21 protein-coding genes are annotated in these 22,070 nt (G+C 42.9%); all 21 read right to left on the bottom strand.

Features of this window, described 5'->3' with window-relative positions; translation table 11 throughout:
- Position 1: 1 nt before the first annotated feature.
- On the bottom strand, positions 2–1,678 hold the full coding sequence (gene kdpA, locus J2Z70_RS06310) for a potassium-transporting ATPase subunit KdpA (RefSeq protein WP_209870557.1): 1,677 nt from the start codon (positions 1,676–1,678) through the stop codon (positions 2–4).
- Between the two features lie 19 nt (positions 1,679–1,697).
- Positions 1,698–1,775, bottom strand: a complete 78-nt coding sequence (locus J2Z70_RS33965; RefSeq protein ID WP_076154139.1) for a potassium-transporting ATPase subunit F — start codon at positions 1,773–1,775, stop codon at positions 1,698–1,700.
- Between the two features lie 230 nt (positions 1,776–2,005).
- Positions 2,006–2,323: a hypothetical protein gene (locus J2Z70_RS06300; RefSeq protein ID WP_209870554.1), complete on the bottom strand. Its 318-nt coding sequence runs from the start codon at positions 2,321–2,323 to the stop codon at positions 2,006–2,008.
- A gap of 237 nt (positions 2,324–2,560) precedes the next feature.
- On the bottom strand, positions 2,561–3,277 hold the full coding sequence (locus J2Z70_RS06295) for a response regulator (protein ID WP_036728515.1): 717 nt from the start codon (positions 3,275–3,277) through the stop codon (positions 2,561–2,563).
- Positions 3,270–5,930, bottom strand: coding sequence for a sensor histidine kinase (locus J2Z70_RS06290; protein ID WP_209870551.1), 2,661 nt, complete (start codon positions 5,928–5,930; stop codon positions 3,270–3,272). Before J2Z70_RS06290 ends, J2Z70_RS06295 begins: the two co-directional genes overlap by 8 nt.
- Before the next feature lie 119 nt (positions 5,931–6,049).
- A complete protein-coding gene (locus J2Z70_RS06285) occupies positions 6,050–6,889 on the bottom strand; it encodes an RCC1 domain-containing protein (RefSeq protein WP_209870548.1) in 840 nt (279 codons plus the stop codon).
- A gap of 73 nt (positions 6,890–6,962) precedes the next feature.
- Positions 6,963–7,385 (bottom strand): FMN-binding protein, encoded by a 423-nt coding sequence (locus J2Z70_RS06280; RefSeq protein ID WP_209870546.1) that lies wholly within the window; start codon positions 7,383–7,385, stop codon positions 6,963–6,965.
- A gap of 46 nt (positions 7,386–7,431) precedes the next feature.
- Positions 7,432–8,202 (bottom strand): flavodoxin family protein, encoded by a 771-nt coding sequence (locus J2Z70_RS06275; RefSeq protein WP_209870544.1) that lies wholly within the window; start codon positions 8,200–8,202, stop codon positions 7,432–7,434.
- Between the two features lie 231 nt (positions 8,203–8,433).
- Complete coding sequence (locus J2Z70_RS06270) at positions 8,434–10,023, bottom strand: peptide ABC transporter substrate-binding protein (protein ID WP_209870540.1); 1,590 nt, start codon at positions 10,021–10,023, stop codon at positions 8,434–8,436.
- A 238-nt stretch (positions 10,024–10,261) separates the two neighbouring features.
- Positions 10,262–11,260, bottom strand: a complete 999-nt coding sequence (locus J2Z70_RS06265) for a hypothetical protein (RefSeq protein WP_209870537.1) — start codon at positions 11,258–11,260, stop codon at positions 10,262–10,264.
- Between the two features lie 13 nt (positions 11,261–11,273).
- Positions 11,274–12,836: an HAD-IIIC family phosphatase gene (locus J2Z70_RS06260; RefSeq protein WP_209870534.1), complete on the bottom strand. Its 1,563-nt coding sequence runs from the start codon at positions 12,834–12,836 to the stop codon at positions 11,274–11,276.
- Between the two features lie 15 nt (positions 12,837–12,851).
- Positions 12,852–13,094, bottom strand: a complete 243-nt coding sequence (locus tag J2Z70_RS06255) for an acyl carrier protein (RefSeq protein WP_209870532.1) — start codon at positions 13,092–13,094, stop codon at positions 12,852–12,854.
- A gap of 13 nt (positions 13,095–13,107) precedes the next feature.
- Positions 13,108–13,491 (bottom strand): VOC family protein, encoded by a 384-nt coding sequence (locus tag J2Z70_RS06250; RefSeq protein WP_209870528.1) that lies wholly within the window; start codon positions 13,489–13,491, stop codon positions 13,108–13,110.
- A gap of 28 nt (positions 13,492–13,519) precedes the next feature.
- Positions 13,520–14,182: an SAM-dependent methyltransferase gene (locus tag J2Z70_RS06245; RefSeq protein WP_209870525.1), complete on the bottom strand. Its 663-nt coding sequence runs from the start codon at positions 14,180–14,182 to the stop codon at positions 13,520–13,522.
- Positions 14,183–14,217: 35 nt separating this feature from the next.
- Positions 14,218–15,159 (bottom strand): nucleotidyltransferase family protein, encoded by a 942-nt coding sequence (locus J2Z70_RS06240; protein WP_342592997.1) that lies wholly within the window; start codon positions 15,157–15,159, stop codon positions 14,218–14,220.
- 42 nt (positions 15,160–15,201) lie between these two features.
- Positions 15,202–16,209: a hypothetical protein gene (locus J2Z70_RS06235; protein ID WP_209870519.1), complete on the bottom strand. Its 1,008-nt coding sequence runs from the start codon at positions 16,207–16,209 to the stop codon at positions 15,202–15,204.
- Positions 16,206–16,481, bottom strand: coding sequence for a PqqD family protein (locus J2Z70_RS06230; protein ID WP_209870516.1), 276 nt, complete (start codon positions 16,479–16,481; stop codon positions 16,206–16,208). Before J2Z70_RS06230 ends, J2Z70_RS06235 begins: the two co-directional genes overlap by 4 nt.
- 22 nt (positions 16,482–16,503) lie before the next feature.
- The gene (locus tag J2Z70_RS06225) at positions 16,504–16,935 is read right to left on the bottom strand and encodes a lasso peptide biosynthesis B2 protein (RefSeq protein ID WP_209870514.1); all 432 of its coding nucleotides are present in this window, start codon (positions 16,933–16,935) and stop codon (positions 16,504–16,506) included.
- Between the two features lie 205 nt (positions 16,936–17,140).
- On the bottom strand, positions 17,141–18,205 hold the full coding sequence (locus tag J2Z70_RS06220) for a radical SAM/SPASM domain-containing protein (RefSeq protein WP_209870511.1): 1,065 nt from the start codon (positions 18,203–18,205) through the stop codon (positions 17,141–17,143).
- Positions 18,206–18,260: 55 nt separating this feature from the next.
- The gene (locus tag J2Z70_RS06215; protein ID WP_209870508.1) at positions 18,261–20,012 is read right to left on the bottom strand and encodes an ABC transporter ATP-binding protein; all 1,752 of its coding nucleotides are present in this window, start codon (positions 20,010–20,012) and stop codon (positions 18,261–18,263) included.
- The gene (locus J2Z70_RS06210; RefSeq protein ID WP_209870505.1) at positions 20,006–21,796 is read right to left on the bottom strand and encodes an ABC transporter ATP-binding protein; all 1,791 of its coding nucleotides are present in this window, start codon (positions 21,794–21,796) and stop codon (positions 20,006–20,008) included. Before J2Z70_RS06210 ends, J2Z70_RS06215 begins: the two co-directional genes overlap by 7 nt.
- Positions 21,797–22,070 lie beyond the last annotated feature (274 nt).

The raw sequence follows: 22,070 nt of genomic DNA, 5'->3' as shown, positions 1-22,070 counted from the left end.
CCTACCGTAAAGTCAAATATTCTGCAACCGGACCGAGGACAATCACCGGCAGGAAGGTCAGCGCGCCGATAATCAGCACCGTACCGATCAGGATGCCGGTGAACAAGCCGTTGTCTGTGCGGAAGGTTCCTATGGTCTCCGGCACCGGCTTCTTGCGCAGCAGGGAACCGGCAACCGCCAGCATAGCGATCATCGAGACATACCGGCCCAGCAGCATGACCACCCCGGTGGTGATATTCCAGAATGAAGTATTGTCCGCCAGTCCTTCGAAGCCCGAGCCGTTATTGGCCGCAGACGATACGTATTCATACAGCACCTGGGTCATTCCGTGGAAGCCGGGGTTACTGATACTGCCTTTACCGAGCTCTGTCAGAAAAGCCCCCGCCGTCGGCACCAGAATAATCAGCGGATGAATCAGAATCGCGATGGCGATCAGCTTCATCTCCCGCGCTTCAATCTTGCGGCCCAGGAACTCCGGCGTCCGGCCCACCATCAGCCCGCAGAGGAACACGCCGAGGATCGCATACATGAGCATATTGATCAGCCCGACACCTTTGCCGCCGAACACGTTATTCAGCATCATGAGGGTCAGCGGGGTAATACTGCCGAGCGGCGTCAGCGTATCATGCATATTGTTCACACTGCCGGTGGTTGCCGCCGTTGTAACGGTGGTGAACAGCGCCGACTGTGCGATGCCGAACCGGACCTCTTTTCCCTCCATACTGCCCTGTGAAGCATCTATCCCCATGGCGTTAATCGCCGGGTTGCCCGCACTTTCCGCAGCGTAATTCACTCCGAGCAATACCACGAACAGCGTCATCATCGCGCCAAAAATCATCCAGCCCTGCCGCTTGTTCCCGGCGAACTTCCCGTACATATACGGCAGAGATGCGGGCAGCAGCCACATGGAGATGATCTCCAGCACATTGCTCAGCGGACCCGGATTCTCAAAAGGATGCGCAGAGTTGGCTCCGAAGAAGCCCCCGCCGTTCGTGCCGATGTGCTTAATGGACTCCAGGGAGGCCACCGGACCGATAGCAATCTGCTGGGTCTGCCCTTCAAGCGTAGTGACTTCCAGCGTAGGCTTCAGGGTCTGCGGCACATGAAGCGCTACAAGCGCCATTGTTACAAGCAGCGCCAGCGGAATGAAGATCCGGATATGCGCTTTGACGAAGTCCTCGAAGAAGTTCCCCACCGAGCGGCGGCCTGTAATCCCTCTGACAAAAGCAACCGCGACCGAAAAGCCGCTGGCCGCCGAGGTGAACATCAGCATCGTCATGACCGCCATCTGTGAGAAGTAGGACACGCCCGTCTCCCCGCTGTAATGCTGCAAGTTCGTATTGGTGATGAAGCTGATCACCGTGTTGAAGGTAAGCGTCTCTTCCATATTGCCAATCCCGCCCGGGTTGAGCGGAAGCCCCTTTTGCAGCCGCAGGAAGAGATAACTGAATACCACCAGTACAAGGTTCGTTACGATGAAGCTGAGCACATATTTCTTCCAGGACATCCCGCCCCGATGCTTCAGCCCGATCAGACGATAAATTCCTTTCTCCGTGGCACCAAATACCCGGTCTGTCCGGTTCGGTTCATTCGAGAATACATGATATAGATAAGTGCCCACCGGCTTCACCAGCAGTACGAGTATTAAGATGACGACTATAATCTGCACAATCCCCACGGATGGCCCTCCTTAGTAGTTAGAATTTCTCAGGATGAATCAAAGCATAGCCCAAATACAGAAACAGCAGCGCAGTAGCTGCGAGGACAACTGCCATTACTCCGTCCCCCCTTGCTCATCGGTCACACGGCTGCACCATTGTACAAACGCATAGAATACCGTGAATATCGCTGCCAGCATTGCCGTCATATACACATCTATCATCGTCTTTGCCACTCCTCACCTTGTGGTAATCTCTCTCTCTTGTAACTTCCGGTCTAGCGTATCATTTCTCCCATTAGTTCAGGGTAAGGGTTTCCTCAGGCGCATTAAGATTGTATTAAGACTTCAGGAGGAATGGTAAATCTCTTCACCCAGCACCCTGTTGACCGCCCCGATAAAAGCACCATAACCCCCGTCCGTTTCCATCCGGTGCGGGAGCGCCCAGGCAAGGATCACTTCCGTCTCCTGATGATCGAACTCGAAGCTGGTCACAAGCAGCTCACTGACCTCACGTGCCGAAGCCCCGCTGGCAAACTGGTATGCCGCAGCGTACACCCCGCTATTCTCATAGGTGCACTCTTGCAGCAGATAGATCCGGTCATAATGCCGCTTGATCAGCGCCAGCAGCGCCGTCAGCACCGTCACCCATCCGATATTTCTCATCCACACATCCATCTCCATGCCTTCTCTCCAGTATGTTAACTTCAGAATTCAGCGTACCACTCCCGCCATTAGTTCAGGATTAGGGTTTGGTTCTACAGATTAAGATTACGTTAAAATACCGCCGGAACGCTGCTCCAGCCGCTCTCGCATCATCCGCCGGAACGGCAAAAAAACCATGCCTGCACAGGCATGGTTAGGAACACTATGAAACACGCTATACGGCTTCCGTAAGCCGGTTCAAATCACTCGGCTGTCGTCTCCCGCCTGCAGCATCCGGTAGCCCACACCGATATGGGTCTGGATCACCTTGGGCTGGGAAGGACTGCGCTCAATCTTCTTGCGGAGCGTAGCCATGAACACACGGAGCGCCGGAATATCATACGTAGGACTGCCCCAGATTTCATGCAGGATATAATTATGGGTCAGGACCTTGCCGACATTCTTCGCCAGCAGGCACAGCAGCTTATACTCAATCGGCGTCAGGTGGATCTCATCATTGTCCAGCCAGACACAGCCCGCAGCATAGTCAATCCGCAGATTTCCGTTCGCAAAAAAGGCCGAATCCTTCATCAGCTTCTCGCTGTCCCCCCGGATTCGCCGCAGACTGACCCGCAGCCGGGCGAGCAGCTCCTCCACGCTGAAAGGCTTGGTCAGATAATCATCGGCTCCGGCATCCAGCGCTTCGATCTTGTCGCGGTCCTCGCTACGGGCACTGACCACGATGATCGGAAGGTTCGACCACGCCCGGATCTTCCGGATAATATCCACACCGTCCATATCGGGCAGACCGAGGTCCAGGATCATCAGGTCCGGCTGACTGGATACAGCCTCCAGGATGGATGCCTCCCCCGTCTCTGCGGTATGGTATTTATAGCCCTGAGTCTCCAGAGTTGTGGTAATCAGCTTGCGGATCGGCTTGTCGTCTTCGACGACCAGAATCATGGGTTTATTCATGGACATTCACCTCCTCTGCCAGCAGGGTGAAGCGGAAGACCGTTCCCTGCGGTGCATGATCTTGTACTTCAATATGCCCGCCATGGGCATGAATAATTGATTTGCAGAGCGCAAGTCCCAGGCCCAGACCGCGCCTGCCATCTCCCCGCACATTGTCCGCCGTATAGAACATTTCGAACACCTTAGCCTTCGCTTCCGGGGATATTCCCGGCCCATCGTCAGCGACCTCGACCACTACTAGCCCCTTCTCCTGTCTGGCGGATAGGGTAATATGTGAACCCGACCCGCTGTACTTAATCGCATTATCCACCAGGTTGATGATCACTTGAATGATCAGCCGTGAATCCATCCGGGCCATCAGCAGTTCCTCTTCGAGCACCACCCGGATCACATGATCCTCCTTGTTGCGGTTCACATGCAGCAGCGCTTCCGCGATCACTTCCTCCAGCAGCTCCGCCTGAAAGTTCAAATGAAGCGCGCCATTATCAATCCGCGTAATCGACAGCAGATTCTCCACCAGATTGATTAGCCAGATCGAATCGTCATAAATATCGTTGTACAGCTCCTGCTTCTGCTCCTCGCTCAGCACCGCCGAGTTACCGATCAGGATGCCCGCGTTACCGGAAATACTGGTAAGCGGCGTACGCAGATCATGCGAGATGCCGCGCAGCAGATTGGCGCGCAGCTGCTCCTGCCGGATTTGCAGGGAGCTTTCTTTTTGCAGCTCGTTCAGCTTGTCTTTCTCCAGCGCGAGGGCGCATTCACCAAGCATGGCGATCATCAGACTTGACTCGAACACCTCCAGCGGTTCTTCCTGCTGCATCACAATTCCTGCTACTGCAAACACCGTATCGCCGCTTCGCACCGCATGATACAGACAATGGGCCGCCGAAAAGGTATCGGTAGACGCTCCGGCCCGTTTATTGTTCCGCAGCACCCATTCCGCTACCTCGCGTTCCGCTTCCAGCTTAGCCTTTTGAGCGTCAATCGTACTTCCATCCTTGTTGTACAGCAGCGGCTCCGAGAGCCCATCGTCCACAACCTCATAGATGATGATGCTCCGGTCCAGCAGCTTGAGCATTTGCAGCGCGGTCTCGCTCAGAATGGCGGGCGTGTCTTTGGCCTGCTGCAGCTTCCGGCTGGTCTCCAGGAGCACCTCGGTGCGGTAGGCTTTTTGCGCCGATTCTCTGGCCTGCTCCTTCACCCGCAGCGTCAACGTACTGGTGATGAACGAGGCGGCCAGCATCACGAGGAAGGTCACCGGATACCCGGAATCATAGGCCTGAAGCGAGAAATATGGCTCGGTGAAAAAATAGTTAAAGACCAGCACGCTCAAAATCGATGTCACCGCGCTGTACAGCCGTCCTTTTGTAACCATCGCATCCAATAGAACACCCAGAATATAGACGGTGATAATGTTCGCTTCACTGAAGCCGAGCACCTTGAACCACAACCCGATGATCGTGCAGACCAGCAGAATCCCCAGGGTTTTGCCCGTATCAGCCAGGGTGAGAAGCGGAGGTCTGGCATATTGCGGAATTTTGGATTGCAAGGCAGACTCTTGATCCGGGATGATATAGATGTCGATATTCGGGGCAGCAGCCGTCAGTTTGTCTACGAAACCCGAACCGACGGACCAGCGGCTGCGATTCTGCGACCGGCCCAGGATGATTTTGGAGACCCGGCTGGTTTTGGCATATTCGGCGATCTGTGCCGGCACATCCTCCCCGTAGACAGTGGCAACCTGCGCATTAAGCTGTTCGGCCAGCCGCAGATTCTCCCGCAGCTCCGACTTGTTCCTTGCCGTTAACTCTTTCGTTCGAGAGGTCTCCACGTAGAGAGCAGTGAATTCCCCCTGCAAATCTTCGGCCATTCTCGCCGCTGTGCGGATGACCTTCTTGTTGGATATTGCCGACGACAGGCAGACCAGGATATGTTCTCTGCTGTACAAGTTGGCTTCCACTGCCCGTTCCCCTAACCTGCCCTCATAACGTTTGAATTGATCCGCCCTGTACCGTTGAGCCAATTCCCGCAAAGCGATCAGCTTCTGGGGAGTGTACAGATCACCGGCCTCCTGCCGGAGCTGCTCCGTGGAAAAGATTCGCCCGTCATGCAGACGCTTCAGCCAAATGTCCGGACTGATATCAATGAACTCGACCTGGTCCGCACGCTCGAACACACTGTCGGGAATACGCGCTGGCTCAGCCATTCCGGTCGTGGATGCTACAACATCGCTCATACTTTCCAGCTGTTCTATACTAACCGTAGTGTAGACATCTATTCCCGCGCGCAGCAGCTCCTCCATATCCTGAACCCGCCGCTTGTGGCGTACACCCGGAGCATTGATGTGGGCCAGCTCATCCAGTAAAATCAAGTCCGGCCTCCTGCGGATCGCCTGGTCCAGATCGAATTCCCGCCGGGTGGTCCCGTTTACAGGAATGTCCAGCGGCGGCAACAGCTCCAGTCCGTTAATAAGCTCCGCTATATCTGCTCTGTCATGGGCTTCAATGTAGCCCGCCAGCACCTGTTGGCCGTTTTTCTGCTCCGCATGGGCAGCCTCGAGCATCGCCCGGGTCTTCCCTGCTCCCGGTACATAACCGAAGAATATCCTCAGCCTTCCGCGCCGCTTCTTCGCTGTATTTTCCCCTATCATCTAAAGGTTTCCTTCCCTCTAAGCCCATCTATAGGCCAGCCATTGTACACTGTAGCGTTAGTATAGCATGTGCATAATGAGCATAGTATTATGGATTCGGCTGTGGCATTAAGATTGTATTAAGATGATCGACCATGCAGCAGCGCTGTATCACATTGCCCATACGCATTACTCCCCGCCGTAACCACTGTACCATCCTTCTGTAGACCGAGCGTGTGGGTGCAGCCTGCCGCTATGGCAACGATATCCGTCCAGCCGCTTACCTCGCATTGGCCGTAATCATTCCAGCCTGTAGCCGTCACCTTACCATCCCATTGAAGACCTACCGTATGATGACTGCCAGCCGCGATGGCCTTAATCTTGCGCCAGCCGCCTACTTCACCCTGTCCGCGCTTGTTCAGACCTGTAGCTACTGCTGTACCGTCTGCTCTGAGTCCGGCCGTATGAAGATAACCCGCTGAGATCATCTTCAGCTCCTGCCAGCCATTCACATTCCGCTGCCCATAGCGGTTGTTCCCCGCCGTAATAGCCGTACCATCGGCCTTGAGTCCAACTGTGTGCCAGTCTCCTGCGGTAACCGCAACGATATCCGACCAGCCACTGACTTCACATTGACCCTCGTTGTTTCTTCCCGCCGCAACCACTGTTCCGTCTGCCCTCAACCCGACCGTGCGCCGCCAGCCTGCCGCAACCGCAACGATATCGTGCCAATCGTCCACGTTGCATTGATTATGCTTATTCCAGCCTGCAGCGATCACCGTTCCATCCGATCTTAGCCCTACTGTATGCGAATTCCCTGTATGAGCATTGCCCGCTGCAACCGCAATTATATTACGCCAGCCGCTTACCTCGCATTGCCCGTATGTATTTTCGCCGCAAGCCCGCGCGGTTCCGTCCGGCAAGAGCAGAACAGAATGGTGGTATCCCGCCGCGATGGCGGATAATGAGTCAGTATGCATATGGATGTTGCTCCTTTGGTTTTTTTTCGCGTAAGGATCTCATAATGGTATTGCTAGTATTGCAAAATATTTGTTACATTTCAACGCTCTTGTGAAGAGCATTCTCTATGGCCTTGAGATAGGCTTTACTTGTAAGCGTGGCACCGCTGATGCTGTCTACCTGAAGCGATTGAGCCTGGATCACTCTGCCGAACAATTCATCTGCCGACGCCGCAGGCTGATTCTCCGCATGCTCCAGGAGCTGGATCGCTGTAACTTTGTGCGCTGTGACGGTAACCAGCACCTTATTCGCCCTCCATTTATACATTCCACCAGCATATTCACCTGTATACTCACCTGCATGCAGCTTGTTGAAGTTCACTTGATCGATCTCTACGTTTCGCGCTTCACGACGCTCTTTTTCTGTATACAGCAATGCCGCGCCTGAGCCGATTAGTCCCACGAGAATCACGGTTAGGCACACCAGCAGCAGGTTGCGTTTCCACTTCTTTTTCATGTTGACCCTCCTGGTTATGAATGAATATATTTAAGTTCATTCATTATTAAGCGCGTTTAGCCATTCTTTTACCGATTCTGTCAAACAGATGTCCAGCCAAACTTTTGACAGGACCCAATGAGACCGGATAATAATACGCCGCTTCAAACCAACCGTTAGCCTGGTAATGCCGGTAATCTTTTGACCGCTCATCCAGCATATGCTGAATACTGGTCCGGGACAGCCGGAACATCAGCAAGCGGAACAATGTGGGAGCCGGCGGTACCGGACACATCAGTCCTTTGTAGAAGCGGGCCGCAGACTTGCGGATTCTCACTGCATTCTTCTGCGCGGCTGCCGGGGTAACTGGCTCCATCGTACTAAGCACACACCCTTTGGTAACCTGGAAACCCAGATTCTCTCCCATGCTGCTAAGATATTTGACAATCGCATTTCCGCCGTGAATCCCCTGATTGACGATCGACGTATACGTCTTGCCGAAGAACTGCGGCCGATGGAACACATACGCCAGCCGGTCCAGCAGATTCTTCATCGATGCCGAGACATGGAAGGCGTAATTGGGAGTCGCCATAATCACACCGTCCGCACGCTCCAGCTTCTCGATCAGCACATCCCTGTCATCTTTGAGCGGACAATATTCTTCGCCCTTACTGAAACAGGTTTTGCAGCCCCGGCAGAACTCCAGCCTATAGTCCTTGAGGAAAATGTACTCAAACTCAATCTCCCCGTAGGTTCGGAGCTGTGCTTCAAACTCACGGACCGCTCTGTACGTATTGTTCTTCTGCTGATTGCCGATGATTGCGATGACCTTCTTCATGATAGTCCCTCCAGAATAGAATACAAAATAGTGGTTCTCTTGATACCTGCCCAGATTATGAATGAATATATTTATATTCATTCATAACGTATATTAACATAGATATGCGCTGTTGTCTGTACGGACACGGCTTGATTTTGAACGATTGGTGAAGAGCTTCCGGGCCAAAAGAAAGAAGCCACAAGCAGCAATCTGCTTATGGCCTCCTGATCCTTGTATTCTAAACGCTTTTCACCGCCACGAGCCTCTTGTGAAAGCTATGGACCCGTCATAGTCAACATATACATTTTTGATATTCGGATGACTCAAATAATCAGTCACAGTGTAAAACAGCGGAATAACTGCCATTTGATCCATGAGCAGCTGTTCGGCCTTGGCATAGATCTGCATACGCGTGCCGGGGTCGGCCGCCTGCCGGGCTTGCTGCATATAACGGTCATACACTGTACTGCTCCACCCTGTATCATTGGAGACATTCTGTGAACTGAACAGCTCCAGCATCGAGGCCGGATCATTGAAATCAGCGCTCCACCCCGCTCTTGCAATAGCATAGTTCTGATGTATACGATTATCCAGCAGTTCCTCGAAGCTTTGGATTTCTACACTTGCTTCAATGCCTAAGTTCTTTTGCCAGTCCTTAATCACTTTAGTTGCGATAACGTCATGGTTGATATATTCATTCACGATAATAGTGAAGCTGGGGAACTTGGTGAGTCCCGCTTCTCTCATGCCTTCCTTCAGTAATTGCTTGGCCGCCGCCACATCCTCATGAAAGTACATCTTGTCCGACATCTCTGTGCGGAAATTCAACTGGGTCCCATGAATACTTGGCGGCACCAATCCAAACGCCGGATTGCCGTAACGCAAGGCTTCGCGGTCAATCGCCATCGCCAATGCCTGGCGGATCTTCAGATTGTCAAACGGCGGCTTAGTCAGATTGAATTGATAAAAATAGGTGGAAGCATACGGTCCTTCATGCAGGTCGCGGGAAGATGCGCTATCTAAAGATGTATAATCTACCGATTCCTCCCCTCCGCCTCCAACCCAGTCAACCTCCTTATTCATATAAGCGGCGGTCGGATTCCCAGGCAGCAGCAGACGTACCTCCGGCAGCTTAATTTCTTGGGCCGCATAATAAGCAGGATTTTTAACTATAGAAATCTCATTACTCTTCCATGTCTTGAGCTTGAAGGGACCATTGGTTACCATAGACTTAATGTCTGTAGCCCATTGGTTGTTGGCCTTCGCGGTCTTAGCATACACCGGCAGATAGATACTCTCTGCGAGCAGCTGGATGAAGTAGGAGGTTTTCTCCTTCAATGTGACCTGGAGTGTGGTGTTATTCAGAGCCTTTACGCCGATTTTGGAGGTATCCTTCAGAAGTCCCTCGTTGTAGTTCTGCGCATTATTAATCATGTACATATTAAAAGCATAAACATTCTTGGCTTCCGGAGCCAGCGCCCGCTTCCAGGCATACTCGAAGTCCGAGGCCAGCACCTGCTGCCCGCTGCTCCATTTCGCATCCCCGCGGAGTGCAAAGGTATATGTTCTGCCATCCTTCGAGAGGGTCCATGATTTTGCAATTGCCGGAACGGCCTGACCAGCCGCATTCAACCGGACCAGTCCTTCAAATAACCCTTTGAGAACCGTCACTGTGCTGTCATCCGCAGCTGCTGCCGGATCAAGCTGATCAGGAAGACTTCCCAGACCGATACGCAATACCTTATTAGCTTGTGCAGCAGATGAAGTACCTGCCCCTCCCGTGAGCGTTACACTCATCATTAAACCTACTGCCAAAATGATATAAAGCAACCTTTTCATCAACGTTTCCCCTTTGTAAAGTCATTATGTATTAGTAATAGAATAGCATGGGGGCAGATATTACGCTGTCATAATTTATCGAAGATGAATAATTATATTCCATGTAAAAAACTCCATAATCAAAAGATCAAATCAAAGGTTGTGGTCTCCATGCTCCCTGACCTGTAGAGCTTTATCTTGAGTCCGTAATACACTGTAATCTCCTCAGTAGGAATAATTTCTTTCCCACTCGTCTAAATTAATATATTTTACACTGCTTTATGTTATACAGCATTAAATTCATCGCCTCTTTTTCTATACTTTCTATTTCCCCCAACAATCTAATGATCTGATCCATCTGTTTATCATTCTGAGTTATAATTGCCTTAAGTAAAAGGTTTCTTGCTGAAAGAGTTTTCTGCTCCAATTGTTTATAGAGTTTATATATAACTTCTGCTTGGTTAAGATATCCGTGAGTTTGCATATATTCTATACGATGAAGCATTAAAACCTTATGGTCATAAATAACATGGATATGTCTAAAATCCGTATTCTTATTTATTAAATCCTCCTTTATTTTCCTGTAAACCTCTAATCCAAATACGCTTTTATTAGGCTTGTTTATATAAAAAGAACTTTTTTCAAAACTATTTTTAGACTGTAAGAACTCTTCCAAGAATTCTATTACCAACGAGGGTTTAAAATCAAATATGCCTTTAGCATTAAAACTAAGAAGCTGCAGTCCTCCTTTATCTAAAAGCCAATCATCTTTTTCCTCAATGGCTAAATAAGCTTTTTCAATTTGTGAAAATGATACCTCTGTATAAGAATATTTCTCTTTAATAGAAAAATCAGCTATGTAAAATACTTTCTTTTCCTTATTGTAACCATATATAAAAGTATCGTGAGGAAAAAATTCTGATCGGCCGAAATAGGATTGTTCAAACACGCCATAAATGTAATTATTAAGATCGATACACTCGATAAAAAACTCACAAATATCTTTTTTAAACAACAAAATGGTTTCTCGTTTTAGATGTTGATTATAAATCCATGGGCAAACCTCTAATATAGGATATTGATAAAAGTCAACAAAGGTTTTGTCGTGCGATTCGTCTCTGATCATATGCAACTGAATATAATTGCTATAGATCCATGGTTGTGTTTCAGGATAATTGGATAGAATTGAAAATAAATTAGCTTGCCATTGCCAAGAAGTTATAATTGGATACTTCATTGGTAAGATTTTAGAGTTCATTTACTTTCCTCCTCTAATTTAAATGCAAAAGTAACAAGTCAATAAGACCATCATTTTTTTGAGTTCTTATACAGCTCTCTACTTTGATATCTTTAAAATTCGTTTTTACGTAAGAAATAAGTTGATTTTCAATATTCCTTCCTAATACCCGGCAAGATAAACAAAACAAATCTAAATAGTATATTCCAGATAGTTGTATGACACCAAATGCTCCGACAAGACCTAAATCGCTGAATTTATCCGACACATCAACTGCATATAATTTATAACCTTTTGTACTGATTTTCTCTTTTATTTCAGATACAGTATACCTTTTACCTACCGTACACTTATTCGCTCTTTGGCTTAATTCTGAAATTCGATAATACTCTAAATCATCTGCTATATGTATATTAATTTTTGTATCAAGAGCGTTTAAATATTCCTCATATGAAGCTGTCTTCTCTTTCAAAACCGTCCTATGCACATTTGATTGATACGTATTATTCCTTATTGCAATAAGATTTGCATCGAAGTCAAGCGACAAGTTGAACAAAGATAAACTGCTGTAAATATTCTCTTTTTTAAAGAGTACTGCTTTAACATCTGGTAAAATGCTATTTACCGATTCCACTTCAAAAATAGAATCATCAATAAATACGATGCTATCCAAACTTATATTTAAAACTACGGCTATTAATTGAATTTGCTCTGCTTTATTGTTCCAATTCACTTGAAAACTTGCGATGTGCTCTTCTCTTAAGATCATTTCACTATGACTATTGAATACCTTTAAAACATCTGATAAATCATTTTTACTTGAAACAGTCAAAATGATCCCTAAGGTATGTAAAGTTAACAGGAATCGTTGGAAATCTTGAAAAAACTGTCCCGGGCCATTAGAGGCTAAACTTATATTTTCAATACCATCTTCACTTAATATCCCACCCCACAGAACATTATCACAGTCCAATACGATACATTTTTTTTCATTTCTCTTTAAAATACGAAACTGTTTAAAAATTTCTTTTGCAGCTAAATAGATAAGATCTGATGTGTATGGGGAATTCCAGCGGTACAATCCTTTGGTGTCATATGCATCTCTGGTTCCGATATAAGATATTAACCTTTTCAGGTCAATAACTATATCAGAAGTTTCACTCAATAGATCTTTGATCTCTTGATTCAAGCGGTCAATGAAATTATAATTATGAAGAATATTTCCAACAACCTCTTGCAAAAAATCAAAATAGTCTTCAAAACCCATCCATATTATTTTTGAGTTAACTTCATTACGCAGCTTTAAATATATGACTTTGACGTATTCTAGTATATCTTTATAAACTATCTGCAATTCATCTTTGAAACCTATGTTTGAGAGTATACCCGGGCTTAATTTCCTGATATTCAGCCAAACCAATATTAGATCCGACTTTTGCATTACTTCAATATGACGGTTTTCAAAGCATCCATTACTAGGTATATAATTAATTTCAGATGAGGTATCAAATAAGCTGTTAATATGCATTCCAAAAAAGTGTTCTATCGTTATGTTAGAAATAACTGAAATGTTCAGATCCTTACCTTGAATATCCAAAGAAGTGAACTCCCTTCATTTGACGGTGGAAAGAACTTGCATCACCTTGTTAAGAGTATTCATACGGGCAAGTAATATATATTCCTCTGGAATTTCAACACCCAATTCTGCTTCCAACGTTACTATAAATCTGATAAAACCAATTGAATCTAAGCCAACCTCTGTCAAATCACGATTCCTGTCAGCTAAAGATGGCAAAACAGCAACATCAAGTGCTTCTAGTAGCGCAGAGTGTATTGTCTCAAAGGTAATATCCATTTCGTATCCTCCACTATAAAATAAACTCAATTAAACTCCCATTATTTAAGCATGCGAAAACAACTTTTCTATTTTGTAGCGCAGGCGCTGTAATCTGTCTTGTGAAGATTTTTCCTATCTTTAAAGCTTTAAACCATTGATTCATATCCATTTTTGTTCCACTTTCGAAACAGATATGATGATAACCCGATTTGAAATTTCGAACGCTCGACCTTTCACTTACTGCTTCGATTAATTCAATAAGCAAACTGCCATCTTGACTCTCTAGAAACATAATATTGTTATCTTGTATAAAATCATATACAACTTCGCCAATTTCCACAAAACCAAGAGCTTCGAAAATTATTCGGTCTTTCTTCATATCCTTCACAATAAAACCTAAATGATGAATTTTCATGATTTCACCTTTATTCTCATCGAATGTATTAAATGTTTGTTGTGTAGATATCAACGTAGGGGTAGTTCATATGAAACAGACCTGTAGATATTCTTTTAGTATGATTAAAGTTCTTATTACGATTTAGATAACGGGTGTAATATTCATTCGGAGAATATAAATACAAAAAAACTGTTCTGTTGAATTCTCTTACCGAAGATAATATATTATCCGTAGTCTTCATAAAATATTTCAGATCAAACGGATTATTAAAAAAGAACTTATTCATATCTGGAGATATATTCATAGCCTCGGCGGGGCATAAATGAAATGAAATCCTATCCCTCTTTTCGATTCGTGTAAATCTCGAAACATTTTCCAGCGCAATAGAATGCATTTCTTCGTTTATTTCAACTCCAAATGCATTCATGCATCCATAGTAGGAGGAACAAATAACCGTTCTTCCTTTCCCACTGCCAAAATCCACAAAATGATCATTTGGAGTAAACGGCTGATATTTAAACAGTTTCTTTAATGCCGAGTATGGCGTTGGTTGATAATTGGAGTATCCGGATTTATTATTCAGGAGAATATACTTATCTGTGTCTATTTTTAATTTTCTGTCGTAATATTTGTCCATCAAATAAAAGGAATACGTATGCACCATGTCAAGAAAAGAAGTCATATAATTATGTTTGTTTACTTGTTCCATAAGATAAACACCACCCGTTGAATATAGCAAGCTAGTCAGTACCCTCTAAATACTTTATTATTAATTCGTAATTTGTGGATATCCGCTTCTGTTAAATTGTTTTTTATCAAATTAAGTTTTTTATCTGTTTGAAGTCTTGTAAAAAAATCCGTTTGCCATTTTTTCCGTTCTTGTTCCGTTAGTCCATAATAATCAAGTAGCTTCTCTCCTTCTTCTGTCTTGAGCGCTTCTAAAAATTGATTTAAACAAGGATCTTTAAAAATCAACTGGGTGTAATAGATTACATAAAAAATATAAGGTGTTATTTTATATTCATTACTAAGGTGATAAATTGTTGAGACTGTGATTGTATCAAGATTGTTCTTGATTAAATAATAGACATCCTGAAACATTGAAAGGTTTATGGTGTTATGGTTAACCAAATGGTAGATAGAATTCATTTCTTTATAATGATGCAAACATACTTGTAGAAGTGCTTTTATTGGAGGTAGTGTCTGTAATTTATGCCCGTAAATCTCCACTTCGGATGCATCTTCCAGGAAGTGATTAACATCGATCCTCTCCCCCGAATATTCCCCCCAAAATAAATCAAAGTTGATGTCCAACTCGACATGACAGCCTTTTTTAGATTGCAATTCTTTGACGTAGGGAACCAATTGGTGAGAAGACGCTAGACAAAATACTCTTGAAAAATTGGTTTTTTTTTCATCTCGGCTTATTGCTTCAAAGCCGCACGTTTTTAAAATCTCCTTCATTTTTGGAATGCTTTTCCGATCAATAAGAATATCCACATCACCTAGTCCACGGAAACCAAATTTATTGTAGGCCAATAATGAGAGCGGCTCTCCCTTTATAACAGCATATGGAATTTCGTTCATCACTTCCCAAAATACTGATAGTTCTTGATAATTTACACGACTGATTATTGACAAAAGTCTATTTTCGGAACGCAGGTGCGTTTGAAGCCATTCTTCCACTAAATGCAAATGTCTCTCTCCTTCAGACAGTCATCCTTCTGATTAGTTTCTAAATATTTCTTCAATAAATCTTTCATCAAAAATACTATCAATATCTCCCAAATCAAGCGCCTCGAATCTGGGTAGGCACAATTTAAAAAAACACACATCTTTCGATAAAATTTGATATAAATGAATTAAATTCAGCTGTTCAGGCAGTAATTTCGAGGGATGAATTGAATTCTCCAGAAAATATCTTAAAGCTTGAGAATTACTTATCTTATTAATGGAAGGAACAACGATATCGTCTTTAATCTCCAGATAAATAATTTTGGATAAAGTCTGAGTCGTATAGAATTTCAGCTTTGAAAATTTAGAAATATCATAATAATCTTGAACCTTGTTGCCCATAAAGCAGTCTTCACTTTGAATATTTGCTATAAAACGATTTATTGATCTTAAATTACTTTTTCGTACTCCAATTGTTTTATCTAAGGAATATACTTTTTTTTCCTTCAAATTCAGATAAAAAAAATCATTACATAATAACCCATCACAAGCCTCAAACAATTGGACTATAGTCGATGATTTACCGGAATTAGATTTACCTATAAAGCCGATGGAGGAGTTGTTTTTTACCAGTACTGCTCCATGAAAAGGAATTTCTCCATTCCTATATAAGACTTGTGCGATAAAAGTTTCTACAAAAGATTCCGTAATCAAATAATGCTCCTGATCTTTCCGATATAGAATAAATAATTTGTTATGAAAAAAATCTCTTGAAATCATGATGTTTTCCAATAAAATAAGATCGGAGGCAGGAAGTTTCTGCGAAACATAATGACCTTTAATAATAGAAGGATCCAAATCCACACTGTGTTTGGAAAGAACATAATTTGATTTATTTATATAAGGATAATCTCCCTCAAAACTTTGAAAATATACTTTTATGTCTATTCTCCTATCCTCACTGTATTGATAATCCGGATAGCTATTCAAAGAATCAAATAATTTTGGATCTTTACTGGTTACAATAAGTTTATACTTGCCTAAACTAAGCGTCTTTTTCATGAAATTTCGTAAAGCATTCCAATTTGCTGCATTTGCTCTAATAGGATTTTTATATCTTGGCTTAGCTGTTCTTGATTTTCAATTTCATAATTTTGTTTAAAATAATTGTTGATATCGTCTATAGAACAACCTTCGTGTACATGAATAAATTCAAATAAGTCTTTGGCTGTTTCGTTAAATACGTGATATTTTTCGTCCGTCATTGTAAACACAACAAAATCTTCATCAATCTTGTTCCATCCAAAGTCTCTTGCGTTAAGTTTATACATCATGATCGTATCTCCTTTTCAAAAGCTAATTTTTCGCTTCAAACGAAACTTTGTATTTCTTTATACTCTGAGATTCGAAGTAGGGCTCTCCGTCTAGCTCTACCCAAGCATGACCAGAAAGTACTTTTCGGTTATGACTGTCATAATAGTGCCAGAATCCAACCTTCAGTGTTACACAAACACCATAACGGCACGCTAAATAAAATAAGATCTGAGATCTCTTCAAACAACCAAGTTCTAAATGTCTATTAATCAAAGAATTATTGCTTACGCTAAGCATTTTTTTTGTAACGTTTATAAATTTCTTCAGGTTAGGATTTAAACGTTTATGCTTTAGGGAGTACTCAATGACTTCATTCATTTTCTTCTCTCTCAATAAAAACAGAGCATAAATTAATTGCAGCATCGGGGTTCCTTTCTGCATTACAAATATCTCAGGTGGCATTTCTAACGTCAAAAAGGAAAGTGCCACCCGAAGGATATTTGACGATTTTAAAAAACAGGTATTATACCTTCAATTAATAAGGGCATGCAGTGTGACAGCTACTTGCTGAGTTACCAGAAAGCACAACTGTTTCAAGTGCACCATAAGATATAATTTCTGGTTTGAAATATGTTTTCTTCATTGAGTTCACCTCCTTTCCATAGTATAAATTTAATATTCAATATTTTCTTTCTGCTAAACAGCCATAAGTACTGTGAGCCTGGATACAAAAATCTTTTTGCGGTTTAGAAAGATCTCCGGAGGCCTTATAATTTTTCGCTATACATTTAATGCAATAATTATCTATTTCACAACTTAAACATTTATCAAAATCAGCCGCAGACAAAGCACGGATCTCATGAAATAAGGAATTGTCCTTCCAAATGTTTTCAAACGGTTTTGTTTTAATGTTCTCGGTGTAACCACCGCTGTTTTCCGGCACACTTGTATCTTTAAAAATAATACATGGAAATACATTTCCTTCAGCATCAATAAAAGCTGATGTTCTTCCAGCCCGGCAGATGCCATCAGAAAGTTTTCTTTTTTTATAATTTTCTTCTATATAATCATCAGATACTTTATAAACCACTGATTTGTCCGTTTCTATTAACTTGGAAATCTGTTCATTAGTTAATTTATATTGCAAAGGTTTTGTATTCCCGCTGTATGTTGAAGTAATGTTATAATCAACTACTAGTTCGACTCCCAGCGATTTGGATAACAAATTTAATGAATTCAATGAGTTAAGGGTTTCTTGAGTGAGTACACATTTCATCAACACTTTCACGTTTGCTTCTGTCAACAATTTAATGGCATCGACTGTCTTTTTCCATGCTCCAGTTCTCTGTACGATTTGATCATGTTCGCTTTCGATTCCAGAGTGCAAACTTATCTCAATTCTCGAAAACAGCTCAGAGAGTTGTCTATAGTTTTTTTCATTTATTAGTGAACCATTGGTATTAAGGGACAGGCCAAACCCTAATGATTTAGCCCTTTCAAATATTTCTATACATCTTCTCTTTAATAAAGGTTCTCCACCAGTAAAATTAATTTCAATCGTGCCTATTCTTTTTAAATCGTCCAACAAAGTGAACAATGTTGCAGTATCTAATCCATCGTCTTCATCACACTCGGCATAACAAAACTTGCATCTCCAGTTGCATCTTTTGGTTAATTCAATTTGAACATGACTAGGTACGTTTTTAGCCCGCAATACACTGAGAATATGCTCACTTAATACCATATTTCCACTCCCGCTTCATTTAATTTAAAATCAGTTTTCAAAACTATCGGGTGGACTAGTGATACCACTGTTCTTGAGCTGTATAGAGTTTTATGTATTCAGCATTGTTCTCAAGCAGTTCTTTATGAGTCCCGATTCCCACAATTTCACCATTATTCATGACGATAACCCTGTCCACCACTCTGCATAGCCCCAGTCTATGAGAAATAACCAAGGATGTTTTATTCTCTGAAATTTCCAGGAATTTCTCCAGCACTTCCGATTCGAAGGTCGGGTCCATAGCAGAAGTTGGTTCGTCCAGAACAACCATTGAACTATCCCGGAACATCGTTCTGGCCAGTCCAAGCCGCTGGTTGTCTCCACCCGATAATTCAATCCCGCCGAATTCGTTTCCGATAGGGGTATCCAATCCTTTTTCTTTGACAAGCTTCCCCATCCCCATCATTTTCACAACATTTAAAATAGCCTCATCGCTATCCATTTTTTGAGTCTTACTAATCGCAATATTCTCTCTGATGGTAAGTTTGTAGGTAACAAAATCCTGCCATATAGAGGAAATGAGGGAATAATAACTTGTTTTATTGATATCCTTAAGATCCGTGCCATTGTAATAAACGCTGCCGCTACTGGATGAATACATCCCCATGATTAATTTTGCCAGGGTGGTTTTCCCGCTCCCGTTTTTTCCGACTATTGCCAACTTTTCTCCTTTATGTAGTTGTAAGCTCACATTTTTCAGAGCATAATCCGTCTTATTCGGGTATCGAAAAGAAACATTGTCCATAGTAATTTGATTAAAAGCTCCTTTTATTTGCGCTCTGCCCTCAACCTCTTCCTCCAATTCCAAGAAATCAAGATAGTCTTTCGAGAACAACAAGTGTTCTTTAAAACGGCCAAATTCCACCAGGAAAGATCTTGTCTGGTCTTGCACTATTGCAAAAGCAGCAATACACGCACCAAACAGTCCGAGCGTTATCTCATGATGGATAACAAGTCTGTAGGCAAAAAATATGCTGGTCAAGTATCCAAGTGTCCTGAGAAAATCGCACACTAGTAAAGTCAGACTATCTTTCCTTCTGAAATCCCACTCTTGACTCAACACAGCATCACGATAATAGGTCCACTTCTCGGCCAAGTAATCACCGCTGCCGTTAACACGCATCTCTTTTACAGCCTGCTTATTATTGAACAGACTCCAGAAATAATCCAGGGATCTCCGCTTGGGGGCCTGAAACCATTTCAAATAGTAAAATTCTTTCCCCCGGATAATTCTGGCTATTAAATAAGGAAGCACGCTAAGCAAGGAGATTGGAATAAACCATAAGCTATAGGATGCCAATAGAGTGATTACAAGAAGCACCGAGATGAAACTGGAGAACACGCTGATTGTAATCATAAGTAATTGCGGAATTACCGCTCTCGTTACACAATCTTTTGCTCTATTTAACTTATTTAATATTTCAGGTGTTTCCATGCTGATAAAAGGAAGCTTCGTACACTTTTCACCTATATAAATATTAAGCTGATAACCCAGTTTCTCGTAAATCCCAATAGACACAAATAACCCGGCGATACTCTGAAGGATGGTTTTCAGGATATAAATCGCTATAAATAGCACCATGAAAAAATAGATTTTATGCAGATTTAACAAAGCCGTGTTGCTAAATTCATGAAAGATTGATGACAAAATCCTGGTTGAGACTGCGGGATATAAGAAACCGGCAGCCGAACTAACTACAATAATCAAAAGCGATCCGGGCGAAGAGTCCATTGCTATTCTAAATATTTTAGCCAGCTGCTTTAACATATGATGTCATACCATTTCGCCTGAGCTCTGAACATTTCAGCATATATTCCCTGTTTGGCGATTAACTCATCATGATTGCCCTCTTCACAGATCCGCCCATCATCTATAACAAAGATTTTATCTGCCAATTTGGCACTTGCCAAACGATGTGAGATCATAATCGAACCTTTTTCTTGTATAACCAAAGAAAGAGATTGATAAAGTTCACTTTCTGCAACCGGGTCCAAAGAAGCTGTTGGCTCGTCTAGAATGATAAATGAAGAATCGGCGAAAAGTGCTCTGGCTATAGTAATCCGCTGCCACTCGCCTCCAGACAGGTCTATGCCGTCATCCTCCAGCTTCCCTAAAGGCGTATTCAGTCCTTTCCCGGTAAGCTTAAGGAATCCCATTGGTTCAGCCTGTCCCAAGGCCTTATCTATAGCTGCATCGTTATGGATTTTTGTAATATTCCCTAAGGCTATATTCTCCCGTACAGTTAAACTGTATTTCATAAAATCCTGGAAGACGACGCTGAAAAGAGCAGAAATCTCATGCTGACTCAAGTTTGAAAGCGCTATACCATTAATAGTGATCTCACCCCTATCAGGTTGATAAAGCCCGCACAACAGCTTAATAAGCGTAGACTTTCCAGCACCATTTTTACCGACAATTGCAATTCTCTCATTATGTCTTATCGTCAGGGACACACCTTGCAGAATCGGTTTTTGAGACTGGGGATATGAAAAGTAGACATCATTGAAACAAATTTCAGGACTATTGAAACACCTCTCTTTTTTGAGATCAGCGCTCTCTTCACTTTCAGGCAAAGACATAAAATGCTTATAGTACTTTGTCTTCAATACATTTCGGGAGTATTCGGAATATTCCCAGGAGACCTGCTCCGATATACTGATAATCGAATTGAGAGAGCAGATTAAAGCCACAAAAAGTCCTAAAGTAATGAGTCCGTTGTACATATAATTTACTAACGTAATAATAATTAGCACTGTCCAAGCCATAACACATAAAGTATTGATAAAGATAAGTTTTTGAGATTTTACATTGGCGCCCACCCTCTCTTTATAAACTTTACTTCTGATCCCTCCCCATTGATTAACGATATATTCTACCGCACCAAATAATTTGAGTTCAGAAAGGGAGGATTTAGTAGTCAACAACCCTAACAAATATCCCAACTTCCGATCTTCGGCAGATTGTTTGTAGAAAAGACTGTCGAGGATAGTCATAGCTCTATAGTTTAGAAAAAGCATGGGGACCGTGAATAAAAAACAAAGTACTGACAACCAGACAGAAACCTTTGCAAATACCAGATTTAGTAGTACCAGTGAAAGCAGAGAACTGCCTATCTGCGTGATATTAAGAAAACTGTTTTTGATACTTTCGCTAGGATTGTCACTCATTTGAAATATAGTATCCTGCGTTTCTTGATCTTCGAAACAACTGTATTTGAGCTGCTTATACTTGTTCAATACGACCGGTGTCCAGTTTTTCAATAATAATCTATCAAAATTTATATTGAGGTAACCCTCCATCGACGTACAAAGGGAGATTGTCAAAATAGTGATAAGCAGCAGCACCAGGTTCAGACCCACGTGGGTGTAACCCGCATTGCCTTTGTATAATTCAGATACACTGTCGATTAGATCTTCTGTTAGCAACAAGCTTAACGGTGCCAAAATGGCTGACACTATTAACAAAATTATTTTGAGTATGGCATGAGCTTTACAAAACTTTATCATGATTTTTATCGGGTCCAGGCAATATTGTAGTAATTGCAGCTTCATCACACCTTGTTTTTTGGAATTAGTGTTTTCACTTAATAAATTGTTTTCTTCAATTGCGCTCCAACAAATAAACAAATGAACATTTAAGTTTACATTTTACAATTACATAAAACCACTTCCTTTCTAATTAATTTGCATCTTATCACAGCATTTTCCATCTGTAAAGCGACTAATTTGTAATAATATTGAAATTATTTAAAATTAAATACAAAAATTAAACAAATATCGGATTTATATTGTTACATTTTTATCTATTGACTCATGTTTTTTCCTA

The sequence above is a fragment of the Paenibacillus silagei genome (assembly GCF_017874735.1).
GTDB classification, from domain to species: domain Bacteria; phylum Bacillota; class Bacilli; order Paenibacillales; family Paenibacillaceae; genus Paenibacillus_AQ; species Paenibacillus_AQ silagei.
The sequence above is the reverse complement of the archived record's forward strand: the minus strand, read 5'-3'. Positions and strand labels throughout refer to the sequence as shown.

Excerpts from the sequence above, each read along its gene's own strand:
- J2Z70_RS33965 (WP_076154139.1), bottom strand. The coding sequence starts at position 1,775 with ATGGCAGTTGTCCTCGCAGCTACTGCGCTGCTGTTTCTGTATTTGGGC.
- J2Z70_RS06300 (WP_209870554.1), bottom strand. The coding sequence starts at position 2,323 with ATGAGAAATATCGGATGGGTGACGGTGCTGACGGCGCTGCTGGCGCTG.
- J2Z70_RS06295 (WP_036728515.1), bottom strand. The coding sequence starts at position 3,277 with ATGAATAAACCCATGATTCTGGTCGTCGAAGACGACAAGCCGATCCGC.
- J2Z70_RS06290 (WP_209870551.1), bottom strand. The coding sequence starts at position 5,930 with ATGATAGGGGAAAATACAGCGAAGAAGCGGCGCGGAAGGCTGAGGATA.
- J2Z70_RS06285 (WP_209870548.1), bottom strand. The coding sequence starts at position 6,889 with ATGCATACTGACTCATTATCCGCCATCGCGGCGGGATACCACCATTCT.
- J2Z70_RS06280 (WP_209870546.1), bottom strand. The coding sequence starts at position 7,385 with ATGAAAAAGAAGTGGAAACGCAACCTGCTGCTGGTGTGCCTAACCGTG.
- J2Z70_RS06275 (WP_209870544.1), bottom strand. The coding sequence starts at position 8,202 with ATGAAGAAGGTCATCGCAATCATCGGCAATCAGCAGAAGAACAATACG.
- J2Z70_RS06270 (WP_209870540.1), bottom strand. The coding sequence starts at position 10,023 with ATGAAAAGGTTGCTTTATATCATTTTGGCAGTAGGTTTAATGATGAGT.
- J2Z70_RS06265 (WP_209870537.1), bottom strand. The coding sequence starts at position 11,260 with ATGAACTCTAAAATCTTACCAATGAAGTATCCAATTATAACTTCTTGG.
- J2Z70_RS06255 (WP_209870532.1), bottom strand. The coding sequence starts at position 13,094 with ATGGATATTACCTTTGAGACAATACACTCTGCGCTACTAGAAGCACTT.
- J2Z70_RS06250 (WP_209870528.1), bottom strand. The coding sequence starts at position 13,491 with ATGAAAATTCATCATTTAGGTTTTATTGTGAAGGATATGAAGAAAGAC.
- J2Z70_RS06245 (WP_209870525.1), bottom strand. The coding sequence starts at position 14,182 with ATGGAACAAGTAAACAAACATAATTATATGACTTCTTTTCTTGACATG.
- J2Z70_RS06235 (WP_209870519.1), bottom strand. The coding sequence starts at position 16,209 with ATGAAAAAGACGCTTAGTTTAGGCAAGTATAAACTTATTGTAACCAGT.
- J2Z70_RS06230 (WP_209870516.1), bottom strand. The coding sequence starts at position 16,481 with ATGATGTATAAACTTAACGCAAGAGACTTTGGATGGAACAAGATTGAT.
- J2Z70_RS06220 (WP_209870511.1), bottom strand. The coding sequence starts at position 18,205 with ATGGTATTAAGTGAGCATATTCTCAGTGTATTGCGGGCTAAAAACGTA.
- J2Z70_RS06215 (WP_209870508.1), bottom strand. The coding sequence starts at position 20,012 with ATGTTAAAGCAGCTGGCTAAAATATTTAGAATAGCAATGGACTCTTCG.
- J2Z70_RS06210 (WP_209870505.1), bottom strand. The coding sequence starts at position 21,796 with ATGAAGCTGCAATTACTACAATATTGCCTGGACCCGATAAAAATCATG.